The organism is Acinetobacter sp. YH12096 (assembly GCF_013419215.1).
GTDB lineage: Bacteria > Pseudomonadota > Gammaproteobacteria > Pseudomonadales > Moraxellaceae > Acinetobacter > Acinetobacter amyesii.
Map to the genome: position 1 here is coordinate 42,276 of NZ_VPAM01000013.1, position 22,618 is coordinate 64,893.

The 22,618-nt window shown below is 40.6% G+C and carries 17 protein-coding genes; 7 read left to right on the forward strand and 10 right to left on the reverse strand.

What is annotated here, in order from left to right:
• Positions 1-48: 48 nt before the first annotated feature.
• From FTU36_RS07595 to aspA, 4 genes are all read right to left on the reverse strand, one after another.
• Complete coding sequence (locus FTU36_RS07595; RefSeq protein WP_067762788.1) at positions 49-483, reverse strand: HIT domain-containing protein; 435 nt, start codon at positions 481-483, stop codon at positions 49-51.
• Between the two features lie 223 nt (positions 484-706).
• Entirely contained in the window at positions 707-4,174 is a 3,468-nt protein-coding gene (mfd, locus tag FTU36_RS07600; RefSeq protein WP_180117345.1) for a transcription-repair coupling factor, read from the reverse strand.
• 179 nt (positions 4,175-4,353) lie between these two features.
• Positions 4,354-4,710, reverse strand: a complete 357-nt coding sequence (locus FTU36_RS07605; protein WP_180010120.1) for a hypothetical protein — start codon at positions 4,708-4,710, stop codon at positions 4,354-4,356.
• Positions 4,711-5,044: 334 nt separating this feature from the next.
• Entirely contained in the window at positions 5,045-6,493 is a 1,449-nt protein-coding gene (gene aspA, locus FTU36_RS07610) for an aspartate ammonia-lyase (protein WP_180117317.1), read from the reverse strand.
• A 423-nt stretch (positions 6,494-6,916) separates the two neighbouring features.
• Here aspA and putP point away from each other — a divergent pair, with 423 nt between their 5' ends.
• Positions 6,917-8,419 (forward strand): sodium/proline symporter PutP, encoded by a 1,503-nt coding sequence (gene putP, locus FTU36_RS07615; protein WP_180117319.1) that lies wholly within the window; start codon positions 6,917-6,919, stop codon positions 8,417-8,419.
• A 415-nt stretch (positions 8,420-8,834) separates the two neighbouring features.
• On the opposite strand, the gene FTU36_RS07620 is transcribed toward putP, so the two are convergent.
• Positions 8,835-9,332: an Lrp/AsnC ligand binding domain-containing protein gene (locus tag FTU36_RS07620; protein ID WP_168378610.1), complete on the reverse strand. Its 498-nt coding sequence runs from the start codon at positions 9,330-9,332 to the stop codon at positions 8,835-8,837.
• Between the two features lie 133 nt (positions 9,333-9,465).
• Between FTU36_RS07620 and putA the strand changes: the two genes are divergently transcribed.
• The 4 genes from putA (at position 9,466) to FTU36_RS07640 (ending at position 15,496) form a co-directional block, all read left to right on the forward strand.
• Complete coding sequence (putA, locus tag FTU36_RS07625; RefSeq protein ID WP_180117321.1) at positions 9,466-13,197, forward strand: trifunctional transcriptional regulator/proline dehydrogenase/L-glutamate gamma-semialdehyde dehydrogenase; 3,732 nt, start codon at positions 9,466-9,468, stop codon at positions 13,195-13,197.
• A gap of 229 nt (positions 13,198-13,426) precedes the next feature.
• Positions 13,427-14,509: a tRNA (uridine(54)-C5)-methyltransferase TrmA gene (gene trmA / locus FTU36_RS07630; protein WP_180117323.1), complete on the forward strand. Its 1,083-nt coding sequence runs from the start codon at positions 13,427-13,429 to the stop codon at positions 14,507-14,509.
• Positions 14,510-14,761: 252 nt separating this feature from the next.
• Positions 14,762-14,986 (forward strand): hypothetical protein, encoded by a 225-nt coding sequence (locus tag FTU36_RS07635; protein ID WP_168378613.1) that lies wholly within the window; start codon positions 14,762-14,764, stop codon positions 14,984-14,986.
• Between the two features lie 261 nt (positions 14,987-15,247).
• Positions 15,248-15,496 (forward strand): hypothetical protein, encoded by a 249-nt coding sequence (locus FTU36_RS07640; protein ID WP_168378614.1) that lies wholly within the window; start codon positions 15,248-15,250, stop codon positions 15,494-15,496.
• A gap of 56 nt (positions 15,497-15,552) precedes the next feature.
• Here the strand turns inward: FTU36_RS07640 and FTU36_RS07645 are convergent, their stop codons facing one another.
• Complete coding sequence (locus FTU36_RS07645) at positions 15,553-16,329, reverse strand: phosphodiester glycosidase family protein (protein ID WP_257224806.1); 777 nt, start codon at positions 16,327-16,329, stop codon at positions 15,553-15,555.
• A 135-nt stretch (positions 16,330-16,464) separates the two neighbouring features.
• Between FTU36_RS07645 and FTU36_RS07650 the strand changes: the two genes are divergently transcribed.
• On the forward strand, positions 16,465-17,001 hold the full coding sequence (locus tag FTU36_RS07650) for a lecithin retinol acyltransferase family protein (RefSeq protein WP_111883727.1): 537 nt from the start codon (positions 16,465-16,467) through the stop codon (positions 16,999-17,001).
• 139 nt (positions 17,002-17,140) lie between these two features.
• Here the strand turns inward: FTU36_RS07650 and FTU36_RS07655 are convergent, their stop codons facing one another.
• Positions 17,141-17,599 (reverse strand): SRPBCC domain-containing protein, encoded by a 459-nt coding sequence (locus FTU36_RS07655; RefSeq protein WP_180026256.1) that lies wholly within the window; start codon positions 17,597-17,599, stop codon positions 17,141-17,143.
• A gap of 82 nt (positions 17,600-17,681) precedes the next feature.
• Positions 17,682-18,743, reverse strand: a complete 1,062-nt coding sequence (locus tag FTU36_RS07660) for an aldo/keto reductase (protein ID WP_180117325.1) — start codon at positions 18,741-18,743, stop codon at positions 17,682-17,684.
• 96 nt (positions 18,744-18,839) lie between these two features.
• Between FTU36_RS07660 and FTU36_RS07665 the strand changes: the two genes are divergently transcribed.
• The gene (locus FTU36_RS07665; RefSeq protein WP_180117328.1) at positions 18,840-19,763 is read left to right on the forward strand and encodes a LysR family transcriptional regulator; all 924 of its coding nucleotides are present in this window, start codon (positions 18,840-18,842) and stop codon (positions 19,761-19,763) included.
• A 9-nt stretch (positions 19,764-19,772) separates the two neighbouring features.
• Here the strand turns inward: FTU36_RS07665 and FTU36_RS07670 are convergent, their stop codons facing one another.
• Positions 19,773-20,684, reverse strand: coding sequence for a bestrophin family protein (locus FTU36_RS07670; RefSeq protein WP_180065077.1), 912 nt, complete (start codon positions 20,682-20,684; stop codon positions 19,773-19,775).
• A 136-nt stretch (positions 20,685-20,820) separates the two neighbouring features.
• Positions 20,821-22,548: a glutamine--tRNA ligase/YqeY domain fusion protein gene (locus tag FTU36_RS07675; protein ID WP_180117330.1), complete on the reverse strand. Its 1,728-nt coding sequence runs from the start codon at positions 22,546-22,548 to the stop codon at positions 20,821-20,823.
• Between the last annotated feature and the right edge of the window lie 70 nt (positions 22,549-22,618).

The window sequence follows — 22,618 nt, forward strand, 5'->3', positions numbered from 1 at the left end:
TACGGACACTCATTCTTCTACTATCCTGATATTGTCCGTAAATCGGGATTAGTCCATACGCCAATCGAAAGGCATATCGCCTTGACCACGTAGTGCAAGCATTAGTGTTTGGCGCATGTGTGCCAAGACATCATTGTTATAAGGAACTGCTGGCGTACCCCAAACTGGTTTCGGCCAAGCCACATCATTTTGATAACGAACAACATGATGAAAATGTAATTGTGGAACCATATTACCCAATGCAGCTACATTCATTTTGTCTGCACGGAATACACGTGACAATTGGCTTGATAACCAGCTTGATTCACGTAAAAACTGCTCTTGGTCTGCCTGACTTAATTCATAAAGCTCTGTAATTCCCGGAACACGTGGAATCAAAATAAGCCACGGGAATTGCATATCATTCATCAAACGACATGTTGACAGAGGAAAGTCGCCTACATAAAACGTATCTTGAGCAAGTTGTGGATGTAAACTAAACATATCTTTATAAATGATGCAAAATTAGAATGATGGCTAATACTATCACATCCTTATGGGTGTGAATATTCTGTACAGAACGTTTCATTACAAATAAACTGCATTTGAATAAAACGTTGCTTGCTTATGACTCTAATAAATTTTTCAAAAAAATCAAGCGTTTCTTCTATATAAAAAACACGCATGAAAATCCACTCAATCTAAACAAGCAATTTATACGCCAAATCTAGTGATTTGGCGCCAATTCCTTCAGCAAACTGTCTAATAAGTCATTTATAAATTGAATCCGTTTGTCATATTCTTCGAGCATGACCATGACTTTTAGACGCTGTCCACCTTCCATTCGGAAGAAAGTCGGATGCTTTTGCATCATTTGAATAATCGATATGGCTTGAACTGGTGTATCTGGTGAGAACTCAATACTGCCGCCATGTGAGCTGATATCAATTTTAGTGATACCCAATTGCTCCGCTTTTAAACGCAACTGATGGACAGAGAATAATTGCTTGACTGCTTGCGGCGGCAAGCCAAAACGATCGATCAACTCCATACGAATGTTATCGAGTTTCTCTTGAGTATCCGTATTACTAATGCGTTTATAGAACAATAACCGTTGATGTACATCACCTAAATAATCATCTGGAATTAAGGCTGGCATGTGCATGCTAATTTCAGCCGTTAATGACAATGGAGAGTCAAAGTTAGGCGTTTTACCTTTTCGAATGGCTTTGGTGGCTTTTTCAAGCATTTCCATATACAGGCTATAACCGATGGTTTGCATTGAGCCACTTTGCTGTTCACCCAGCAACTCACCTGCGCCACGAATTTCTAAGTCTTCTGTAGCCAACATGAAGCCCGCGCCCAAAGTTGATGCACGCGAAATGGCATCTAGGCGTTTTTCAGCATCACCTTTTAAGCCTTTGAGCGAAGGCACAAGTAAATAGGCGTAAGCTTGATGGTGCGATCGACCGACACGACCACGTAGTTGGTGCAACTGCGCTAGTCCCAGTTTATCTGCGCGTTCAATCAAAATGGTATTGGCGTTTGGAACGTCAATACCCGTTTCAATAATGGTTGAACACACCAGCACATTATATTCTTTATGATAGAACTGCTGCATGATTTGCTCTAGTTCACGCTCACGCATTTGACCATGTGCTACCGCGACTCGTGCTTCAGGAACCAATTCACGTAAAGTTTCTGCCGTACGTTCAATGGTCTCCACTTCATTGTGTAAGAAATACACTTGCCCGCCACGTAGCAGTTCACGCAAGATGGCTTCTTTGATCGAATCTCCAGTATGCTCTTGCACAAAGGTTTTCACAGCAAGACGACGTGCAGGTGGCGTTGCAATAATTGATAGATCACGCATACCACTAAAAGCCATATTCAGCGTACGTGGAATAGGCGTTGCAGTTAGCGTCAGCATATCGACATCGGCGCGTAATGCTTTAATTCGCTCTTTATCACGCACACCAAAACGGTGCTCTTCATCCACGATCATGAGACCGAGATTTTTAAATTGCACACTTTCCTGCAAGATTTTATGTGTGCCAATTACGATATCCACTTTGCCTTCTGCGAGGTCTTCAATGGTTTTAGTATGTGATTTTGATGAACCAAAGCGTGAAAGGACTTCAATACGTACAGGCCAATCCGCGAAGCGATCTTTGAAAGACTCGTAGTGCTGCTGTGCCAACAACGTGGTTGGAACAAGTACAGCCACTTGTTTGTTATTTTGTACTGCCACAAATGCAGCACGCATGGCCACTTCTGTTTTACCAAAACCGACATCACCACAAACCAAACGATCCATCGGCTTTGCTTGTTGCATGTCATACAGTGTCGCTTCAATAGCATTGGCTTGATCTAAAGTTTCCTCATAGGCGAAGCCACTGGCAAACTGCATATAGAGACTTTGATCCAGTTCAAATCCATAACCGGGCTTCGAATGACGACGTGCTTGAATATGTAAAAGTTCTGCCGCCACATCATGGATCTGCTCTAAAGCCTTGCGTTTGGCTTTAGACCATGCATCTGTGCCCAATTTATGTAATGGTGCTAGATCTGGGTCACCACCACTGTATCGGCTAATTAAATGCAGGTTTGTTACAGGGACATACACCTTAGCTGCATCGGCATAGTCTAACTGCAAAAACTCATGGTCTTGGTCATCGATACTCAAGGTAATTAAACCTGCATATCGCCCGACACCATAATCAATATGAACCACAGGTGCGCCAATACTTAGCTCGGTTAAACTACGAACAAGAAACTCTTCTGATACTTCCTGTTGGCGTTTACGACGACGTTGAACCACACGGTGTTCATAAAGCTGATTTTCAGAAATTACACTGAGCTTGTCAGTTAGCAATAAACCACGATCTAAGGGTGCATTGGTGATCGCAATCGCATGCATAGAATGCATAAAATCATCAAAACTTTCGACCGTTGGAATATCACCCAAACTTGGGCGCAATGCATCTTTTAAAGTTTCACGTCGACCAGCGCTTTCAGCCACTAAAAGTACCGGATAATTTGCCGCATCGATATACTGCTTAACCGCAGAAAATGGTTTTTCACGTTTTGGATCGATAGGTAATCGGGGTGGAATCTCAGCTGCAAGATTGATCACGCCATTGCGTTCATCAAAAGCCTCAGGCGAAGCCACAATACGACGGCAGAGATTTAATTGTTCTAAAACCTGATTTGGTTGTAGGAAAATCTGCTCTGGCGGCAAAATCGGTTGGTCGACATTATGACGGCGGTCTTCATAACGACGCACAATGTCTGACCAAAACTGAATCAATGTGTCATCAATAGCTTTATCTGTAATGACAATGCCATTCTCTGGTAAGTACGAAAATAGCGTACTTTGCTCTTTCATGGCTTGTTCAGCGAAGAACAACGGAAAATAAAACTCAATACCCGGTGAAGCTATACCATCTTGTACATCTTGATAAATTGGGTTTTTCTTTGGATTTGCTGTCGGAAAATTTTCCGCATATCGATCACGAAACAGTGAGCGCGCTTCTTTTAATGGAAATTCTTTTGCAGGTAAAACCGTAAAATGATCTAAATTTTGGGTGGTTCGCTGAGTTTCAGGATCAAAGAATTTGAGGGTATCGATTTCATCATCAAATAAGTCAATACGAATCGGTGAACTTTGCCCCGAAGCGTAAATATCCATAATGCTACCGCGTACTGCAAATTCACCATGATCATAAACGGTATCCACCAAGTGATAGCCCGCTTGTACTAATCTTAATTTTTGTTGTTCGATATCAAATTTTTGACCCACTTTAATATCAAAGTGTTCACCTAATACCCAAGATGCCGGTGCAACTCGCTGCGCTAAAGTTGTTGCTGAAACCAACAACACACCTTGCTGTGGCATATTGGACAAAATCGCCAAGCGTTCAGAAACAATGTCTTGATGTGGCGACAGCCGGTCATAAGGTAAAATTTCCCAATCTGGGAAAATAGTTGGCTTAATTCCGTAAAATTCCAGCTCACTTTCTAACTGCCCGAGATGCTGATTATTACGTGCAACAATCACAAACAACTGTTTGGATTGTTTGCTAATTTCTTTAAATAATAATGCAGCAGATGAGCCTTGTAAGTTTCCGACCCACCGCTTTTCGCCAGCTTTAAGCTGTTTAAGATTGAGTTGTGAAATTTCTTGCTGGAACATGATGTAAATAGCTTTTAATGTTTTAATCACTTGGTGATCATATTAACACGATGCTTTTTACATTCCGAGATTTAAGCAACTATATACAGTGTTTTAACCAATGTGGATTTGTGATTGTATTTTCTATTGATGAGTACCCTTAACGCACACATCAAACTCAAACACTGCAGTCCATTCACTTACTTACGATCACGGATGAATTGACGATAATAATCATTCAATAGTTTGACATAGAGTTTAAACTGCAACAGATTTTCTTCAGTATTGCCTAATCTTGCAACAAAACGTTTATTTGCAATTTCCAAGTCTATTTTTTCATTGATAATCATTGCAGTTGCATAGAGCTGTTTTAAATCATCGAAATTTGTCATTTTTCTATTCGACAAATATTCCATACGTTCAGACAATGTATTTAAAACTACGCCTTCAATGATATAGCCCTGAGTTTCATCATATTGAATGTGGTGTTGTTCTAAGTAAAGTTGCTCAGGCGACTCTTTAGCGCCTTTGAATAAATCGACTAACTTATTAAACATCTGACTATCTACAACATGATAAAAAACCTATTGTACTTCGATTACGTCCTTTTTGGGGCAAGTTAAAGCTGTTCTGACTTTATCTATGCGCTAAATTTTTCATCCAAACGTTCATGGCTATATATAGAAAAATAATAGCTATCTTCAGTTTCTATAAAGCTCTAATCTCAACACAATACTTTCTTTTAGAAATTAAGTTCCTATTAGAGACTTAATACATCACTGCCATCAGATTAGTTCTCTAGCTTTACCACTGATTTCTTCAAATAAAAAACGAAGGATTAACCTTCGTCATTTACTCTTCATTTACTATTTAAGAGTCTTAAATAAGCATTTAACTCACTTGAGCCAGTGGCATACTAAATGGTGTCACTTCAGAAACTAAATTTTCAATCGAGAAAATTTCATCCAATTGACTTTCAGTTAACAGCTCTTGCTCTAAAACCACTTGGCGAATGGTTTTATTTTCGGCAATACATTGCTTACCGATTTCATCACATTTTGCATGACCTAAATATGGATCGAGTAAGGTCACGATTCCTACACTACGCATCACAGCATCAAAACATGCTTGCTCATTTGCCTGAATCCCTTGAATGCATTTGCTGTCTAATGTTTTTACGGCATTCACCAAAAGCTCAATCGATTCATTCATGGACAATGCAATCACCGGCTCCATGACATTTAATTGTAATTGCCCTGCTTCTGCGGCTAAAGTGATGGTTAAATCATTCCCCATTACTCGAAATGCAATTTGGTTGACCACTTCTGGGATCACGGGATTGACCTTTGCAGGCATGATCGACGAACCTGCTTGTAACTCAGGTAATCGAATTTCCGCTAAACCTGTACGTGGCCCAGAACTTAAAAGACGTAAGTCATTACAAATTTTAGAAAGTTTGACAGCTAAACGTTTTAAGCAACTCGATAATAAAATAAATACGCCACAATCGCTGGTTGCTTCGACATAGTCTTCTGCACCTTGCAATTTTAGACCGGTCAAATGAGCTAGATTTTCAACGGCCTTGGCCGCATAACCTGCAGGAGAATTCACGCCAGTACCAATTGCTGTCGCACCTAAATTAATTTCCAATAAAAGCTGTCGATTTTGCACAATCAACTTCAAATCTTCTTTTAATAATGTTGCAAATGCACGGAACTCTTGCCCCAAAGTCATCGGAACTGCATCTTGTAACTGTGTACGCCCCATTTTGATGACATGTTTAAACTCATCAGCTTTAACATGTAAGCTTCCGATAAGTTGATTTAGCACTACAAATAAAGCATCAAAAGCACTATATGTCGCTAGACGCAGCGCTGTTGGATAGACATCATTGGTGGATTGTGACTTATTGACATGGTCGTTGGGATGAATCCTTTGATAACTGCCTTTCGCATCTCCGAGCGATTCAAGGGCAATATTGGCAATGACTTCATTGGCATTCATGTTAATAGAAGTGCCTGCTCCACCTTGATAAATATCAATTGGAAATGAATCTGCCCATTGTTCAGGATGATCAATCAAAGCATCACACGCTTGCTGAATCGCTTGGCGAATATCATCTTGTATTAAGTTAAATTGATAATTGGTTTCTGCTGATGCTTTTTTTACCTGAGCAATAGCGCGTACAAAGTTTAAATTTTGTCCGACATGCTGCTTTGATATTTGAAAGTTTTCGATGGCACGCAATGTATGTATGCCGTAATAACATGACTGCGGGACTGCTTTATCCCCCAATAAATCATGCTCTATTCTCGTTTTTTCCATTTGAACCGTTGTCACTGCGCATTCCCTCTAATTACGCACCAAGACTATGCATACCTCATATTCGACCTGTTCAAATCATCTCACTACAGATGATGTGATGCACATTTGCAACCAAATATTTCAAATGCACATTTCTTGTTCACTATGTAACATTGTGTAATTTTTACCTAATTTCATTAGTTCTCTTTTTGTGATGAAAAGTCTTAGGTAGATTTACATTTCAAAATTTAAATTCCCGTCTGGACAACATTTCAGCAGCACAATAAAAAATTCGATTTGTAATAAGAAGAAATATCATTTACACAAAATATACATAAAATATGCTTAAAGGTTACAGAGTGTAATTTTTAAATCGTGCTTGAATCTGCGACTTACGACAGAAGTACAAATTTTCATCTAGGACAGAGATGATTTGCTTTCATTAAGGACGAACCGCCTATGAGCCATTTAAACCCGACATTAGTCACCTTTATTTTTTATATTCTTGCAATGCTTGCCATTGGTTTGTATGCCTACAGAGCTACGCATAACTTTGACGAATACATTTTAGGTGGACGAAGTTTAGGAAGTGTTGTGACTGCACTTTCAGCAGGTGCATCCGACATGAGTGGTTGGCTACTCATGGGTCTCCCTGGTGCAATTTATCTATCTGGTCTTTCTGAAGCTTGGATTGCGATCGGCTTAATTATCGGTGCTTGGTTGAACTGGCTGATCGTTGCGGGTCGCTTGCGTGTTCATACCGAATATCAAAATAATGCCCTGACCCTGCCCGATTATTTCACGAGCCGTTTTGCAGACCGTAAAAAGATTTTACGTATCATTTCAGCTGTAGTGATTTTAGTGTTCTTTGCGATTTACTGTGCTTCTGGCATGGTGGCTGGCGCACGACTTTTCGAAAGTTTATTCGGTTGGAACTACACAACAGCACTGTGGATTGGTGCCATTGCAACCATCAGTTATGTCTGTATTGGTGGATTCTTAGCGATCAGTTGGACCGATACTTTCCAAGCGGGTCTGATGATCTTTGCATTGCTGATCACACCGATCATTGCCTACCTTGCTTTAGGTGATAACAGTCAAAATCTTGCTGCTATTTTGGAAACAGCTTGCCCACAAGCTTCTAATTTATTTGAAGGTTTAAGTACAGTTGCGATTTTATCCAGCATGGCGTGGGGCTTAGGCTATTTTGGTCAGCCGCATATTTTGGTTCGCTTTATGGCAGCCGATTCTGTTAAATCCATTCCGAATGCACGTCGCATTGGTATGACATGGATGATCCTATGTCTAGGCGGTGCTGTAGCAGCCGGTTATATCGGTATTGCTTACTTCCAAGTTCACCCAGAACTGGCAAGCGTCGTTAATGCCAACCCTGAAACGGTATTTATGGAATTGACTAAAATTCTATTCAATCCGTGGATTGCTGGGATTATTTTAGCGGCAATTTTAGCTGCGGTGATGAGCACACTTAGCTGTCAGTTATTGGTGTGTTCAACAACCTTGACGGAAGATTTGTACAAAGGATTTATTCGTAAAAACGCATCGCAAAAAGAATTGGTTTGGATTGGACGTGCGATGGTCTTGGCAATTGCGGTATTTGCAATCACCTTTGCAATGAACCCTGCAAGTAAAGTTTTAGGCTTAGTGGCTTATGCATGGGCAGGTTTCGGTGCTGCATTTGGCCCGCTGATTATTCTTTCATTGCTGTGGAAACGTATGACGCTTAACGGTGCAATCATTGGCATGATCGTGGGTGCTGTGACTGTCATCGTGTGGAAAAACTACTTAGGCCACCTTGGTTTATACGAAATCATTCCAGGCTTTATTTTCTCTGCAATCAGTATCGTTGTGGTGAGCTTATTGGGCAAAGCACCAGAGGCGGATGTGGTTGAACGCTTTGAAAAAGCCGAAGCGCAATATCAAAAAGAAATGTCTGAAATCTAAAATTTTTGACACTTAAAAGGGGCTAAATGCCCCTTTTTAGTACTCACATTTTCTATTACATAATTTATGTTACGCAGTAACATCAGATGCGCAATTTGATTCAAATAAGAAAACGATACGCGATAAAGTCATCCACAAGTGTTTGAGACAGGACTAATTTTCATCAAAAATGTTTTTGCGACATTTTTAATAATTTGACGGTAGTGAACGAGTTTTGTTGGTGAGGTGCATTGCACCGCAAGATGGTTTCCTTGCGAAGCACACTTCTCATTTTGCCAAATGAGAAACATCGTTTCGTAAAAGTGCCTCCAGCCGAAGGCTAAACCCTTTATCCAAACTCAAGATGTAAGACTCCGTCGAATAGACTTAAAAATCGTTTTAAAATGCGCAATTACATTTATACTCGTAAGAGCCGTTACTTAATTGATCGAGCCGCAGGTTTCAGCTTAATTTGCATACTTTCTTTGATCACTTCCATCACAGGATAACTACGCGTTTCCTTGATACCAGGTAATTGCCAAAGCACCTGCCCTGAAATTTTTCTAAATTCTTCCATATTTGCGCAGCGTATTTTCACCACAAAATCAAAACCACCGCTGATCATGTGACATTCTACGATTTCTGGAATTTGACGCACTGCATCCGAAAAATCTTCCAATACGTTGGGCGTGGTTTTATCTAGTAAAATCTCCACAAAAACCACAAATCCATTGTTGAGTAAGACCGGATTTAAACGTGCTTCATAGCCTAAAATAAAGCCTTCTTTCGATAATTTTTGCACACGTGCCAACGCCGCAGTCGGTGATAAATTCACCATTTCCGCAAGCTTAATATTGGACAATTTTCCGTCTTCTTGCAGCAACTCTAAAATACGAATATCTATACGGTCTAAGCTCAAATATGGGCTACTCATCTGAATTTTTCTCTAAATATTATTAAAACTATAGTGAGTTATTCGCTAAATATTCTGTGATGATAAATTAAATAAAGGATCAAGCTCAAGATTTATTTGCTCGTCATAGAACTTTGACACGGAAAATTGAAACATGAATGGAAAAGTATTTGAAGTCACGGGAAGCGATGACTACATCACTGAATTTAAAGACAAGAATAGCTTTGAACAATCGATTAATACAGCATGGCGTCGTGCTGAAACTGAGTGCATTGAAAACTTATTAGCACACAGTGAAATCCCTTCCCCGATCAGCGATCAAATTCAACAATTGGCTTTTGACTTAGCCCATTCATTACGTGAACGTAAAAGCGGTACAGGTAAAGCAGGCATTGTACAAGGCTTGCTACAAGAGTTTTCATTGTCTTCTCAGGAAGGCATCGCGCTCATGTGTTTAGCTGAAGCGCTACTCCGTATTCCAGACAAAGCAACACGTGATTTACTGATCAAAGATAAAATCAACCAAGGTAACTGGAAAGATCATGTTGGCCAAAGTAGCCTCATGTTCGTAAATGCTGCTGCTTGGGGATTAATGCTGACGGGCAAACTGATGGAAACCCCTCAACAAAAAAGTCTGTCTAGCCTACTCACCGGTATTTTAGCACGCAGTGGACGTGGCATTATCCGTAAAGCTGTAGACGTGGCTATGCGTATGATGGGTGAACAGTTTGTTACAGGTGAAACCATCAATGAAGCGCTTAAACATGCAGAAGTATTAGAAGACAAAGGCTTCCGCTATTCATATGACATGTTAGGTGAAGCAGCATTAACTGAACCTGATGCAGAACGTTATTATCAAGACTATACCGATGCGATCCACGCGATTGGTCAAGCCTCTGAAGGTAAAGATGTTTATAACGGTGCAGGTATTTCGATCAAATTATCTGCCCTACACCCACGCTACCAACGCTCGCAGATCGATCGTGTACATAACGAGCTTTATGGAAAAGTGCTTGAACTTGCAGTATTAGCCAAGCATTACAATATTGGTCTAAACATTGATGCTGAAGAAACTGACCGTTTAGAAATTTCTTTGGAACTACTTGAACGCCTGTGTTTTGAGCCTAAATTAGCGGATTGGAAAGGTATTGGATTTGTGATTCAAGCCTACCAAAAGCGCTGTTTCTATGTGGTCGACCATATTATTGACCTCGCTAAGCGTAGCCAAAAACGTTTAATGATCCGCTTAGTGAAAGGTGCATACTGGGACAGCGAAATTAAGAAAGCGCAAATTGAAGGTATGAGTGACTATCCTGTATTTACGCGCAAAGTTCATACCGACCTGTCTTATATTGCATGTGCTAAAAAGCTCTTGGCAGCGCCTGAGCAAATTTATCCTCAGTTTGCAACACACAATGCGCAAACTGTTGCTACGATCTACCAATTAGCACAGCCAGAGCTTTACTATCCAGGCCAGTATGAATTCCAGTGCCTGCACGGCATGGGTGAACCCCTCTATGAACAAGTGGTGGGTTCAAAGTCTGACAACAAACTGGGTGTGCCATGTCGTATTTATGCACCAGTGGGTAACCATGAAACCTTATTGGCCTATTTGGTTCGACGTTTACTGGAAAATGGTGCGAATACCTCTTTCGTCAACCGTATTGCAGATAAAAACTTAAAAATTGAAGATTTAATTGAAAATCCAAGACAGACGATATTAGCGACGGCTGAAAAAGAAGGTATCACTGGCGCTAAGCATCCTTCTATCCCATTTCCGCAAGATTTGTATGGCTCAGAACGTCGCAACTCAAAAGGACTCGATTTAGCCAATGATCGCGACTTATCTCAGCTCAATACCACGGCAGTACAGCATGCACATACCCAGTGGCATGCTAGTGCAATGGGCGCTAATTTAGAAGAAATTCATACTGCAAGTATCAACATTACAAACCCTGCAAACCGTAGTGACGTGGTCGGCAGTGTCAGTGAAGCTAGTCTAGAGCAAGCGGAAATCGCTCTCAATAATGCTGTAAATGCCCAAGCTTCATGGAAAACTTTAGACAAAGATCAGCGTGCAGCATGCTTAAACCGTGCGGCAGATTTGATGGAAGCACAATTGCAATCTCTGATGGTGTTGTTGTCACGTGAAAGTGGTAAAACTTATGCCAATGCTATTGCTGAAGTCCGTGAAGCTGTAGATTTCCTACGTTATTATGCAGCTCAAATGATTGATCTAGCAGAAAATACGCAAATTGAACCTCTTGGCACTGTGCTGTGCATTAGCCCATGGAACTTCCCGCTTGCTATTTTCACAGGTCAAATTGCTGCAGCCTTGGTTGCAGGTAATACCGTGATTGCCAAGCCTGCTGAACAAACGCCTCTGATTGCTGCTCAAGCTGTACATATTTTATGGGAAGCAGGTGTTCCGTTTGATGTATTGCAACTCCTTCCTGGCCGTGGCGAAATCATTGGTGCCAAACTCAGCGCGGACTCACGTGTCCAAGGCATCATGTTTACTGGCTCAACGGAAGTCGCACGTATCTTGCAAAAAACCGTGGCACAGCGCTTAAACCAATTTGGCGAAAGCGTGGTATTGATTGCTGAAACTGGCGGTCAAAATGCCATGATTGTTGACTCATCAGCATTGACAGAACAAGTGGTATTGGATGTCGTTAACTCTGCCTATGACAGTGCAGGTCAACGCTGTTCTGCCCTACGTATTCTCTGTGTACAAGAAGATAATGTGGACGTTGTCCGTACCATGTTACAAGGTGCGATGAAGCAACTTCGTGTCGGAAATCCCGCACTATTAGCAACTGACATTGGCCCAGTGATCGACCTTGAAGCACAGCAAAATATTGAAAAACATATTGAGAAGATGCGTAGCAAAGGCTATCCCGTACATCAAATCATGTTTAATGCTGATAGCAATGCCTTAAGTACGGGAACCTTCGTTGCACCAACTTTGATTGAACTGCCACATTTAAATGATTTAGAACGCGAAGTTTTTGGGCCAGTATTGCATTTAATCACCTACAAATATGGTGAGATTGAAAACCTATTAACACAAATTAATGCCAAAGGTTATGGTTTAACCATGGGCTTGCATACACGTATTGATGACACGATTCAAAAAGTCATCGGTCATGCAGAAGTCGGCAACCTGTACATTAACCGTAATATTGTAGGTGCTGTGGTTGGTGTACAACCCTTTGGCGGCGAAGGCTTATCAGGTACAGGTCCAAAAGCGGGCGGTCCTTTATATCTCTACCGTTTAATGCATCAAGTGTCTGTGAAAAAACTGGCTACACCTTATGCGGCTCAGGCAGAAACGCAAGCTACACACTTCCCTGCATATGAAGCTTTTAACACTTGGGCGAAGCAGCATTTTTCAGGCATTGCGATTCAAGCACCGCAGGCCATAGCCGCTGGACAAAGTTTTGGGCTACAAGGCCCAACCGGTGAAAACAACCAATATGCCATTTTGGCACGTAAGGGTGTGCTTTCATTGGCTAACAATGATGCAGATCAACTACATCAAATTGCTGCGATTTTATCGGTAGGTAGTCAGCCTGTGGTACTTGCAGACAATACTTTTGTGTTGAAACACTTAAATAGTATGCCGAAAATTCTCGTGGACCAATTTAAAGTGATCACGGATATTTATCATGGCAATTTTGATGCAGTTTTACATCATGGTGAAAAAGGTGAGTTATTAAAAATTCAACAAGTCATCGCGTCTCGTGAAGGTGCAATTATTGGCATTACGCATTTAGCTTCAGGCCAATATGACATCCCTGTAGAACGTTTCGTGATTGAGCGTGCAATCAGTGTCAATACAGCGGCAGCCGGTGGTAATGCTAGCTTAATGACAATGAATTAAACACTGAATTGAACTCCAACTAATCAGTTCCTCACTTAGCTCAATCTTTATGAATGTTCCATAAAGATTGAGCGTTTTTTTAACTTCCCCTCGATAAAAGTTCTGTTTAGCGTATTCAGACTCATTTTCTCGACAGATAAATACAGCCAAAAGTGGAATTAATTTAGTCTTATAAGGTGAATTTTGCTAACATGACTTTTTTTAATATGTTTGCGATTTTTTACTGCATATGACTTCAACTTATCAGCAACAACTTGATGCCAAAGTTGCCCGCATTACGGCTCAATTTTCAGAATACAACCCTCCCTCTTTAGAAGTTTTTCCTTCTGCTGAACAAAACTTTCGTATGCGAGCGGAATTCCGAATTTGGCATACTGAAAATGATATGTTCTATGCAATGTTTGAACGCAATGCAGATAATGAAAAACAAGTTGTAGAAATTAAAGATTTCCCGATTGCAGATAAAAGCATTAATGATTTAATGCCCGTATTATTAAATGAACTCAAGGCACAAGAGATCTTATCGAGCCGTTTATTTGAGGTTCATTTCTTATCAACGCTGAAAGGTGAAATGTTAGTTTCATTGGTTTACCGCTGCCCGCTCAATGCTGAATGGGAGGTAGCTGCCAAAGCGCTGTCTGAAAAGCTCAACATCAAGATTTATGGTCGTAGTCGTGGTCAGCGCGTGATTTTAACTGATGACTATGTGGTTGAAGAACTCCAAGTATTTGATCGTAAATATCAGTACAAGCAAATCGAAAGTAGCTTCACACAGCCAAATGCCGGCGTATGTCAAAAAATGCTGGAATGGGCGTGTCAGGCTGCCGATCACTCAGACCAAGACTTACTTGAGCTTTACTGTGGTAATGGCAATTTCACGCTGCCTCTTTCCACACGCTTTAATCGCGTTTTGGCAACAGAATTAGCCAAGTCTTCAGTTTATGCAGCACAGTGGAATATTGAGCAAAATGGCATTGATAATATCCAAGTGGCTCGTCTATCAGCTGAAGAGTTTACCCAAGCCTACAATGCTGAACGTACATTCCGCCGCCTTGAAGAAGCTGAGATTGAAATTTCAAGCTATAACTTCGATACGGTATTTGTCGATCCACCGCGTGCTGGTATCGATGATGAAACACTAAAACTGTTGCAACGTTTTGAACGCATTATCTATATTTCATGCAACCCAGATACTTTACATGACAATCTTAAACTGCTTTCACAAACGCATAAAATCAGTAAATTTGCCTTGTTTGATCAATTCCCTTATACACACCATGTAGAGTCTGGTGTGTTTCTTGAGAAGATTTAAACAAATTATTTCAAGTCATGTTGTTGTCATAAAAGGAGCTTTCTAAAAGCTCCTTTTTTATATACTAAAAAAGCTTTATTTTCTCGCCACATGCGGTGTAATGGATGCCTTTTTATATCAATTAGGCAAAGATTCTAAAAGTCCAATCGAAAAAATGATGATTCAAGTGGCTAAAATTTCACTTTAGTAGTCTTGCTTTATTTATTGGATTGGTTATATTTCGTCCTATGTTAGGTCGCAAATGAAGGCTCTATGAGTTTTTGGCATAAGTTGTTCGCTAATGAACAGCAAAACGGGCATAAGAATCAAATTGCCTGTGTTGAAAATGATTGCTCTTGTAAAACCAATGAACAGCTTATTGCTGCTCTTACAAAGGCAACAGATGAAGATGTTATCCTCGGTATTAAAAAAGTGCTCGCTTCGCGCGGTTATAGCCGTAAGGAATTAAATGAAATCCAGCATCTACCTCTACAGTAGAGTCTGAACATTCAGTGTTCAAACAAGGCATTCTATTTACAGAGTGCCTTTTTCATTTTTAAAATAATCATAATGATGCCGCTTATTTACAGATCAGGTTTTGTGAGTCGGCCACATCGTAATTTACAACTTTTATGCTATGCTCCAAGGCAAATTAGCGATATATAATTTTTAAGCACTCGACAATAAAACCCAATATTGCATCAAATATGATGCCGAAGACCTCTAAACAGCATTGATATAAAAATTAAAGGAATGAACATGAATAAATTAACAAGTTGCCTTATTGCTTGCTGCATACTCAGTCTAAGTGCTTGTAGCCAAATCCCCAAAGAATGCGAAGAATCTTGGGATAAACTCGAAGCCCTATCGAAACAAATGGGCTTAAACGAAGAGCAAATCAAAGAACAGAAAAAACAGTTTGAAGAAAGTATTAAGCAACAATCTAAAGAACAAGCCATTCAAATGTGCCAAACCCAAAGTACCTTTTTAGGTTTAGTTGGCAAATAAACAGTAGTTGCTATCAATCTAAAGACTGTATACATGAAGCCCGACCATTCGGGCTTTTATTGTTTGCATTGAAATGCTGTTGTATACGCTACAATTGGTCCTAAAGCTTTCAAACTTGAATCATGTCTATTCAACGCTTGGATTTCTGCACTAGACACAGATCCATCTAAATACAAGGCATTGTTAATCGATAATTGCTGCTTAAAATATTGTGCAAATGCATAAAATGACACGCCTTCACGACTGATCACAAAATACAACTTGCCGTTTTTGATCCCCACACCATTGCGGATTTTCAATGAATCTGACTGTGGGATAAAGTTTGAATTGATTTTTCCATCTACCACCAGCATCGGGCCTGACTGCGTCGCATAACGTGCATTAAAATTGGTGGAAGCATATTTTTGTGTAGTTAATATCACCGCTTGCTTGTCATTCCATGCTAGAACACCATTCGGCTGAATTAAAAAATTACCAAAGCCTCGTGTTGCACGATTCAAGGCTTTTTTCTGCAGCCCATTTTCAACGTAAAGACCAACAGGCGCTAAATCTGCATGATACATCCCTGCATTCATTGCGAAGTTCATCGTATTACATTTACGCGCTAATGCCTGCTTTAAACGCTGTAAGTCTCGATATGGCTGCTGCTCTGCATCATATAAATAGAGCTTTAGTTGACTCAGATCCGAAATTTCAACCACATCCACGGCAATGGGCTGACTGACACGTTTCGCTTGAATATTGGCATAGGAAATAGTCGGTGAGAAAATCAGACCGAGCAGCATCATAAAGCGCATTTTTTTAAACATTGAGGTTAATTGAAGACCAAGCATGACCCTATCCATAGCGCACGTTAAAAATCGAACAAATTTTAGCTAAATCATCGCTAAAATAGTCGATTAATTCACAGATTAAAAGTAGACTAATCTTTAAAAATAATTCGGATTTAAAGTAGGACTGGTAAATACATGCATGTGCAGAAAGATGGTTTTCCTCTTGGAACACATCTGATTGTTAAACACTTCGGTTATAGCCATCATGGCATATATGCCGGCCGCGGTAGAGTCATTCACTACTCGGGTTTTGCACACCTTTTCAAAAAACATCCGATTGAAATGACTTCTATCGAAAATTTCAGCCACGGCAAAAAAATTATCGTTCAGTCATATAGCAATCCAAAATTTAAAGGTCGTAAAGTGGTGCGTCGTATGCGCTCTCGCATGCATGAAAACAACTATCATCTGATTATTAATAACTGTGAACACTTATGCACCTGGGCCATTACTGGTGTTGAAAGTAGTCCACAAGTATTCCGTATGATGAACCGACTCACCACGATTGGCTATGTCAGTTCTCTGATGAGCTTTATGAGCAGTATGATGCTGACCGTGACCACTACTTGCTTTGCACTGGTGTTCTATATTAAAAAGAAACTGCGCGAAAAAGCCAAAATGCAAATGCCGGTTTATACCTATTTAAAGCGTGAAGAACATAAAAATCGTTAATTCACTGCAGCAGCATTGAACCGTTGCTTTATCAAATTTCAATACATCAGCACATTGCTTAGAAATACTGCGCTAATACACAAGCTTTTCCTTACGGCGTATCAGATGTCATGCTTAATTTTGGTCACTCTTCACATTGCTAAAAGTTCGCATTGCTAAAAGGTGGAAATTTATCTTCAACCAAATTGCTTTGCAGGCCATGTTCTAAATAAATTTTGGCTGCATCCAAAACCGTTGTAAAACCACCTGTACTATCGATAATAAAATCAATCAATGCCTGACCTTGCAGAGGAATCTTTGAATTTTTGATGCGGACATAGGTTTCCATCGGGCTAATTTGCTCAAAAATAAAATCGACCTGAGTTTTTGGTTCTCCCCACTGTATTTGAATTAATTTGTTTTCCTTAATATTCAGCACGTCTACATCGGCGACTGCATTATATTTTTGCCAAGTCCATTGCACCGTTTTACCTTCTTCTAGATATCCACTCGATGCACTAAACCAAAAATGCTGTGTTATTAAAGGATCAACAAAAGCATTAAATACGATATTGATGGACTTACGAATTAACATCTGGGTTTCAATCACGACACTCATCAGCATTCCTTCATATTATAATTTTATTCAATGATAGCACAGAGAACTGATCATTGCCTACCACTGAATTGTTATTGCCCTATTATGCTGTATGTTCTGTAATAAATGCTGATGTCACTAGCGTGGGATTCTTCTCTGTAAATTGCCCATTCCAATAGGGATAGTATGGATAAGGTGGATACACTGCACTGACTGCGTCTAATCGGGCTAACTGCTCTACGCTTAACGACCAATCTTTCGCCGCAAGGTTATCCAACAGTTGCTGTTCATTACGTGCGCCTATCAAAATACTAGACACTGTCGGTCTGGTTTTCAGCCAATTCAATGCAATCTGTGGAATAGAGTGCCCTGTTTCCATGGCGATTTCTTGCATTACATCTAACACTGCAAATAACTTTTCGTGTTGAACTGATGGTGCGAATTGTGCTGTCTCATGCAGCCGGCTATGCTTTGGAATCGCATGCTCACGATCAAATTTTCCTGTTAATCTCCCCCAGCCCAGCGGACTCCAAACCACTGCACCAATCTGTTGATCATGCTGCGCAGGCATCAACTCCCATTCATAGTCACGTCCAATCAAAGAATAATAGACTTGATGCACACTTAGCTTTTCATAGCCATGCTGTTGAGCAATCGACTGTGCTTTCATAAGCTGCCAGCCTGAAAAATTCGACGCACCGATATAGCGAACTTTTCCACTACGTACCAAGTCATCCAAACTGCGCATCAGCTGCTCAAGTGGCGTCGTGCTATCAAACTGATGCAGCTGCAGCACATCAATATAATCTGTGCCTAAACGCTTTAAACTCGCCTCCACGGCTTGTATTAAATAGCTTCTAGAATATCCACCTTGATTGATTCCATCATTCAATCGAATACCCACTTTGCTGGAAATAATCACCTCTTGGCGTTTTGATTGAAGTAATGCACCGAGCATCTGCTCTGAGGCACCATTTGAGTAAGCATCTGCGGTATCGAAATAATTCACGCCTTGATCAATACACAGATCAATCATACGTTGGGCATCATTTAAACTCGATTGCCCCCATGCAGAGAAAATAGGGCCTTGCCCGCCAAATGTACCTGCACCAAAGCCGAACTCTGAAACTTGTAAGCCAGATTGCCCTAGATTGTGATAGTTCATGGTGATTTCCTGTGTTTAATTTATACACAGAATAGGCACAGATATTTATCAGAAAAACCCTGAATATCGAGAAAGACTTTCTTGATTATATTGATAATGCTAACTGAAGATTTCGACTTATTCACACGAATGGCGGCACTGGGTTCAATCAGTCAAGCTGCCAAAGAAGCCAATCTCTCTGTTTCTGTCGCTAGTAGCCGTCTACACAGACTTGAACAAAGTTTAGGGCTGCGCTTATTTCATCGCACTTCACGGCAACTACATTTAACACAGGAGGGTGCTGTTTTATTGCAGCAAGGTTTTCCCTTACTCGAACAATTTAATTCTCTGCTAGGCCAATTTCAGCCTGAACCACAACAACTTAGTGGGGTATTAAAAATCACCTGTTCAGAAGTTTTTGGAAATCATATCTTAGGGCCAGTATTTGCAGCCTTTGCCAAGTTGCATCCAACATTGACTTTGGATATTGAACAGACCGATCAAAATTTAGATTTGGTCTCCGCAGGTATCGACGTTGCGATACGTATTGGACAGTTAGAAGACTCATCACTGATTGCTAAACCGCTCAGCTTAAACCGTCGTATTTTGTGTGCCTCGCCTAGCTATATCGAACAATATGGCGAACCTCACTCCCTAGAAGAGCTCTCTATACACCAATGCATTTTACAGAAATACCCTAAGGGTGTTTCGCAGCTTTGGACATTCGTCCAAGATCAACACAACATAAATATACCTGTTTCAGGACAAGTTCATATCAACTCAGGTGAAGGCGTACGCCAAGCAGCACTTGCAGGTTTAGGCATCTCAAACAACTCCATCTGGCATGTGGATGAAGATTTACAATCTGGCAGACTCGTCCAAGTTCTATCAGCAATCCCTGTTCAAAGTACTGCAATCTATGTGGTAATTCCGCATCGACATTTTGTTCCGCCTAAAGTACAGGCTTTTATGCGACACTTGGACGATTATTTTCAGCATCAATATGCTTGGTACGTATCGCCGAATTTATCTGAAAATTAGGCCAAGAATTTATCTTAAATTACTGTTAAATGTCTTAATCAGCGGCGGAAGTTCAACTTCTAAGCTGCTATACATTTCACGCTCAATGTTTCGTACAATCGAGTCCAACGGTAAATCATTTTCCTGCAAGCCAAAAGGCTCTTCTAGCTCTGCACTTAACGCATCCAAACCTAAAAATAAATATGCAATCAAAGCCACAATAACAGGTGTCCAAATCCCTAAACTGGCCTCTAGGCTAAACGGCAAAATCAGACAAAATGAATACACCGCGCGATGTAAAAGCACCGAATAGGAAAATGGTAGTGGCGTGGTCATAATACGGTCACAGCCTGCATGGATATCACCCATTGCTACAGTATGACGTGTAAGCGTGCTGTAAATAATATCTGTAATCTGACCTTGTTTATAGGTTTTGACTAAATCTTTTTGAATAATTTCAAGTAAATACTGTGGTGCGTTGATATTGTCTCGGCATTGCTGCCATTGCTGATCTGTCAAATCTACACCATCTTTAAAATGTACAATATCTTGTGATTCATGGCGTAAACGATCACGTAATAAGTTGCAAAACAGCATGATGCGGTACATCAACACGGTTCTCTGCTCATCTTCAAGTACATGACTATCCCGAATCATGTGACGAGTATTGGCAATCAATGAACCCCAAAGCTTGCGCCCTTCCCACCAACGGTCATAACAGGCAGTATTTCGAAAACTCAAAAAGATCGATAGAATTACCCCAAAGATGGTAAATCCGATGGCTGGAACTTCAGGCGTATTCAGGTAGTGTGCAGCGCTTAGATACACCAAAATCGCAGACAAACTCACCACGACGGCTAAAGCAGGCATAACTTTTGGGAGTATCGTGCCATGCCATGCAAATAAAAGTTTAAAGCTATTATTTTTATTTCGAATGATCACTTATTTTCCCTCTGTACTGCCTTAATGAACCATCTCAACCATGAAAAAAGCCCAACCGAAGTTGAGCTTAATTTTAACCTACTTGATCTTAATCTATATAGGATTCAAAGATGAATCCCTTTAAAAATCTAAGATTTTATTTACCCGGTTTGAAACTGTCTTTCAAATCTAGGATGCGGTTAAACACCGGTTTTTCTGCTGTATGATCAAACTGATCTGCAACAAAGTAACCCTCACGTTCAAATTGGAAACGGTCTTCAGGTTTTACTTCTGCCAATGCAGGCTCAATCACCGCTTGAACCACTTTCAGCGATTCAGGGTTTAAGTTAGCAAGGAAGTCATCACCCACTTCAGGGTCTGACTCAGTAAATAAACGGTCGTAGATACGAACTTCCGCAGCAATACCTTTGCTTGCAGAAACCCAATGTACAACGCCCTTCACCTTACGGCCTTCGGGGTTTTTACCTAAAGTTTCAGGGTCAATTGAACATTTCAATTCAACCACTTCACCGTTCTCGTCTTTAATCACTTCATCGCACTTAATCACATACGCATGACGTAAACGCACTTCACCGCCCGGAATCAGACGTTTAAAGCCTTTAGGTGCAACTTCTTCAAAGTCTTTACGATCAATGTAAATGTCTTGAGTTAACGGAATGATACGGTCACCCATGTCTACGTTTGGATGACGTGCATGCACCAAATCCATCGCTTCAGGCAAGTTAGTTAAAGTCACTTTGAGTGGATTCAACACAGCCATGCCACGCGAAGCAGTATTTTCTAAAGACTGACGGATGCAGTATTCAAGCATTGCAACATCTACGATACTGCCATCAACTTTCGTTACACCTACACGTTTGCAGAAGTCACGTAGACCTTCTGGAGTAAAGCCACGACGGCGCATACCCACAACGGTCGGCATACGTGGGTCATCCCAACCATTCACAAATCCACCTTCAACCAATTTACGTAATTTACGTTTAGAGGTAATGGTGTAATCCACATTTAGACGGCTTGATTCGTACTGACGTGGTACAGATGGGGATTTAACTTTCTCTACAACCCAGTCATAGAACGGACGATGATCAACAAACTCTAGTGTACACAGTGAATGCGTAACTCCTTCAATGGCATCTGATAATGGATGCGCATAATCGTACATTGGGTACATTTTCCATTTATCATCAGTTTGGTGATGTTCAGAATGCAAAATACGATACAAAATAGGATCACGCATATGAATGTTAGGTGAAGTCATGTCAATTTTGGCACGTAGTACTGCCTGACCTTCTCCCAACTCACCATTACGCATTTGTTCAAAACGCGCTAAGTTTTCTTCTACGCTAGCATCACGTTGCGGCGAGTTTTTACCCGGCTCAACAAAATTACCGCGGTTTAGTTTGATTTCTTCAGGGCTTTGCAAATCCACATAGGCATCACCTTGTTCAATCAATTGAACTGCCCAAGCGTAAAGCTGATCAAAATAGCTCGATGCATAACGCGGCTCGCCGTTCCACTCAAAACCTAGCCATTTCACGTCATTGGCAATACCATCTACATACTCTTGTTCTTCGGCATCTGGGTTTGTATCGTCGAAACGGAGGTTACATAGACCCGCGAATTCTTGAGCAATACCAAAGTTCAGACAAATGGCTTTTACATGACCAATATGTAGGTAGCCGTTTGGCTCTGGTGGGAAACGTGTTACAACTTGTTCGGTACGACCTGCAGATAAATCATCTGTAATGACTTGACGTACAAAATCTAAGCCTGGCTGTTGTTCCTGCTGCGCAGCTTCGACAGGGGCATTGTTCTTGGTTGTCGGATTGTTAGGCAGGGATGAAACAACATCGTTTGGCTTCATGGTAATAAAATCACTTCTATAAAGATAAAATTAGGATAATTAAAACGCTTTTCTTTATTTTTAACAAAGA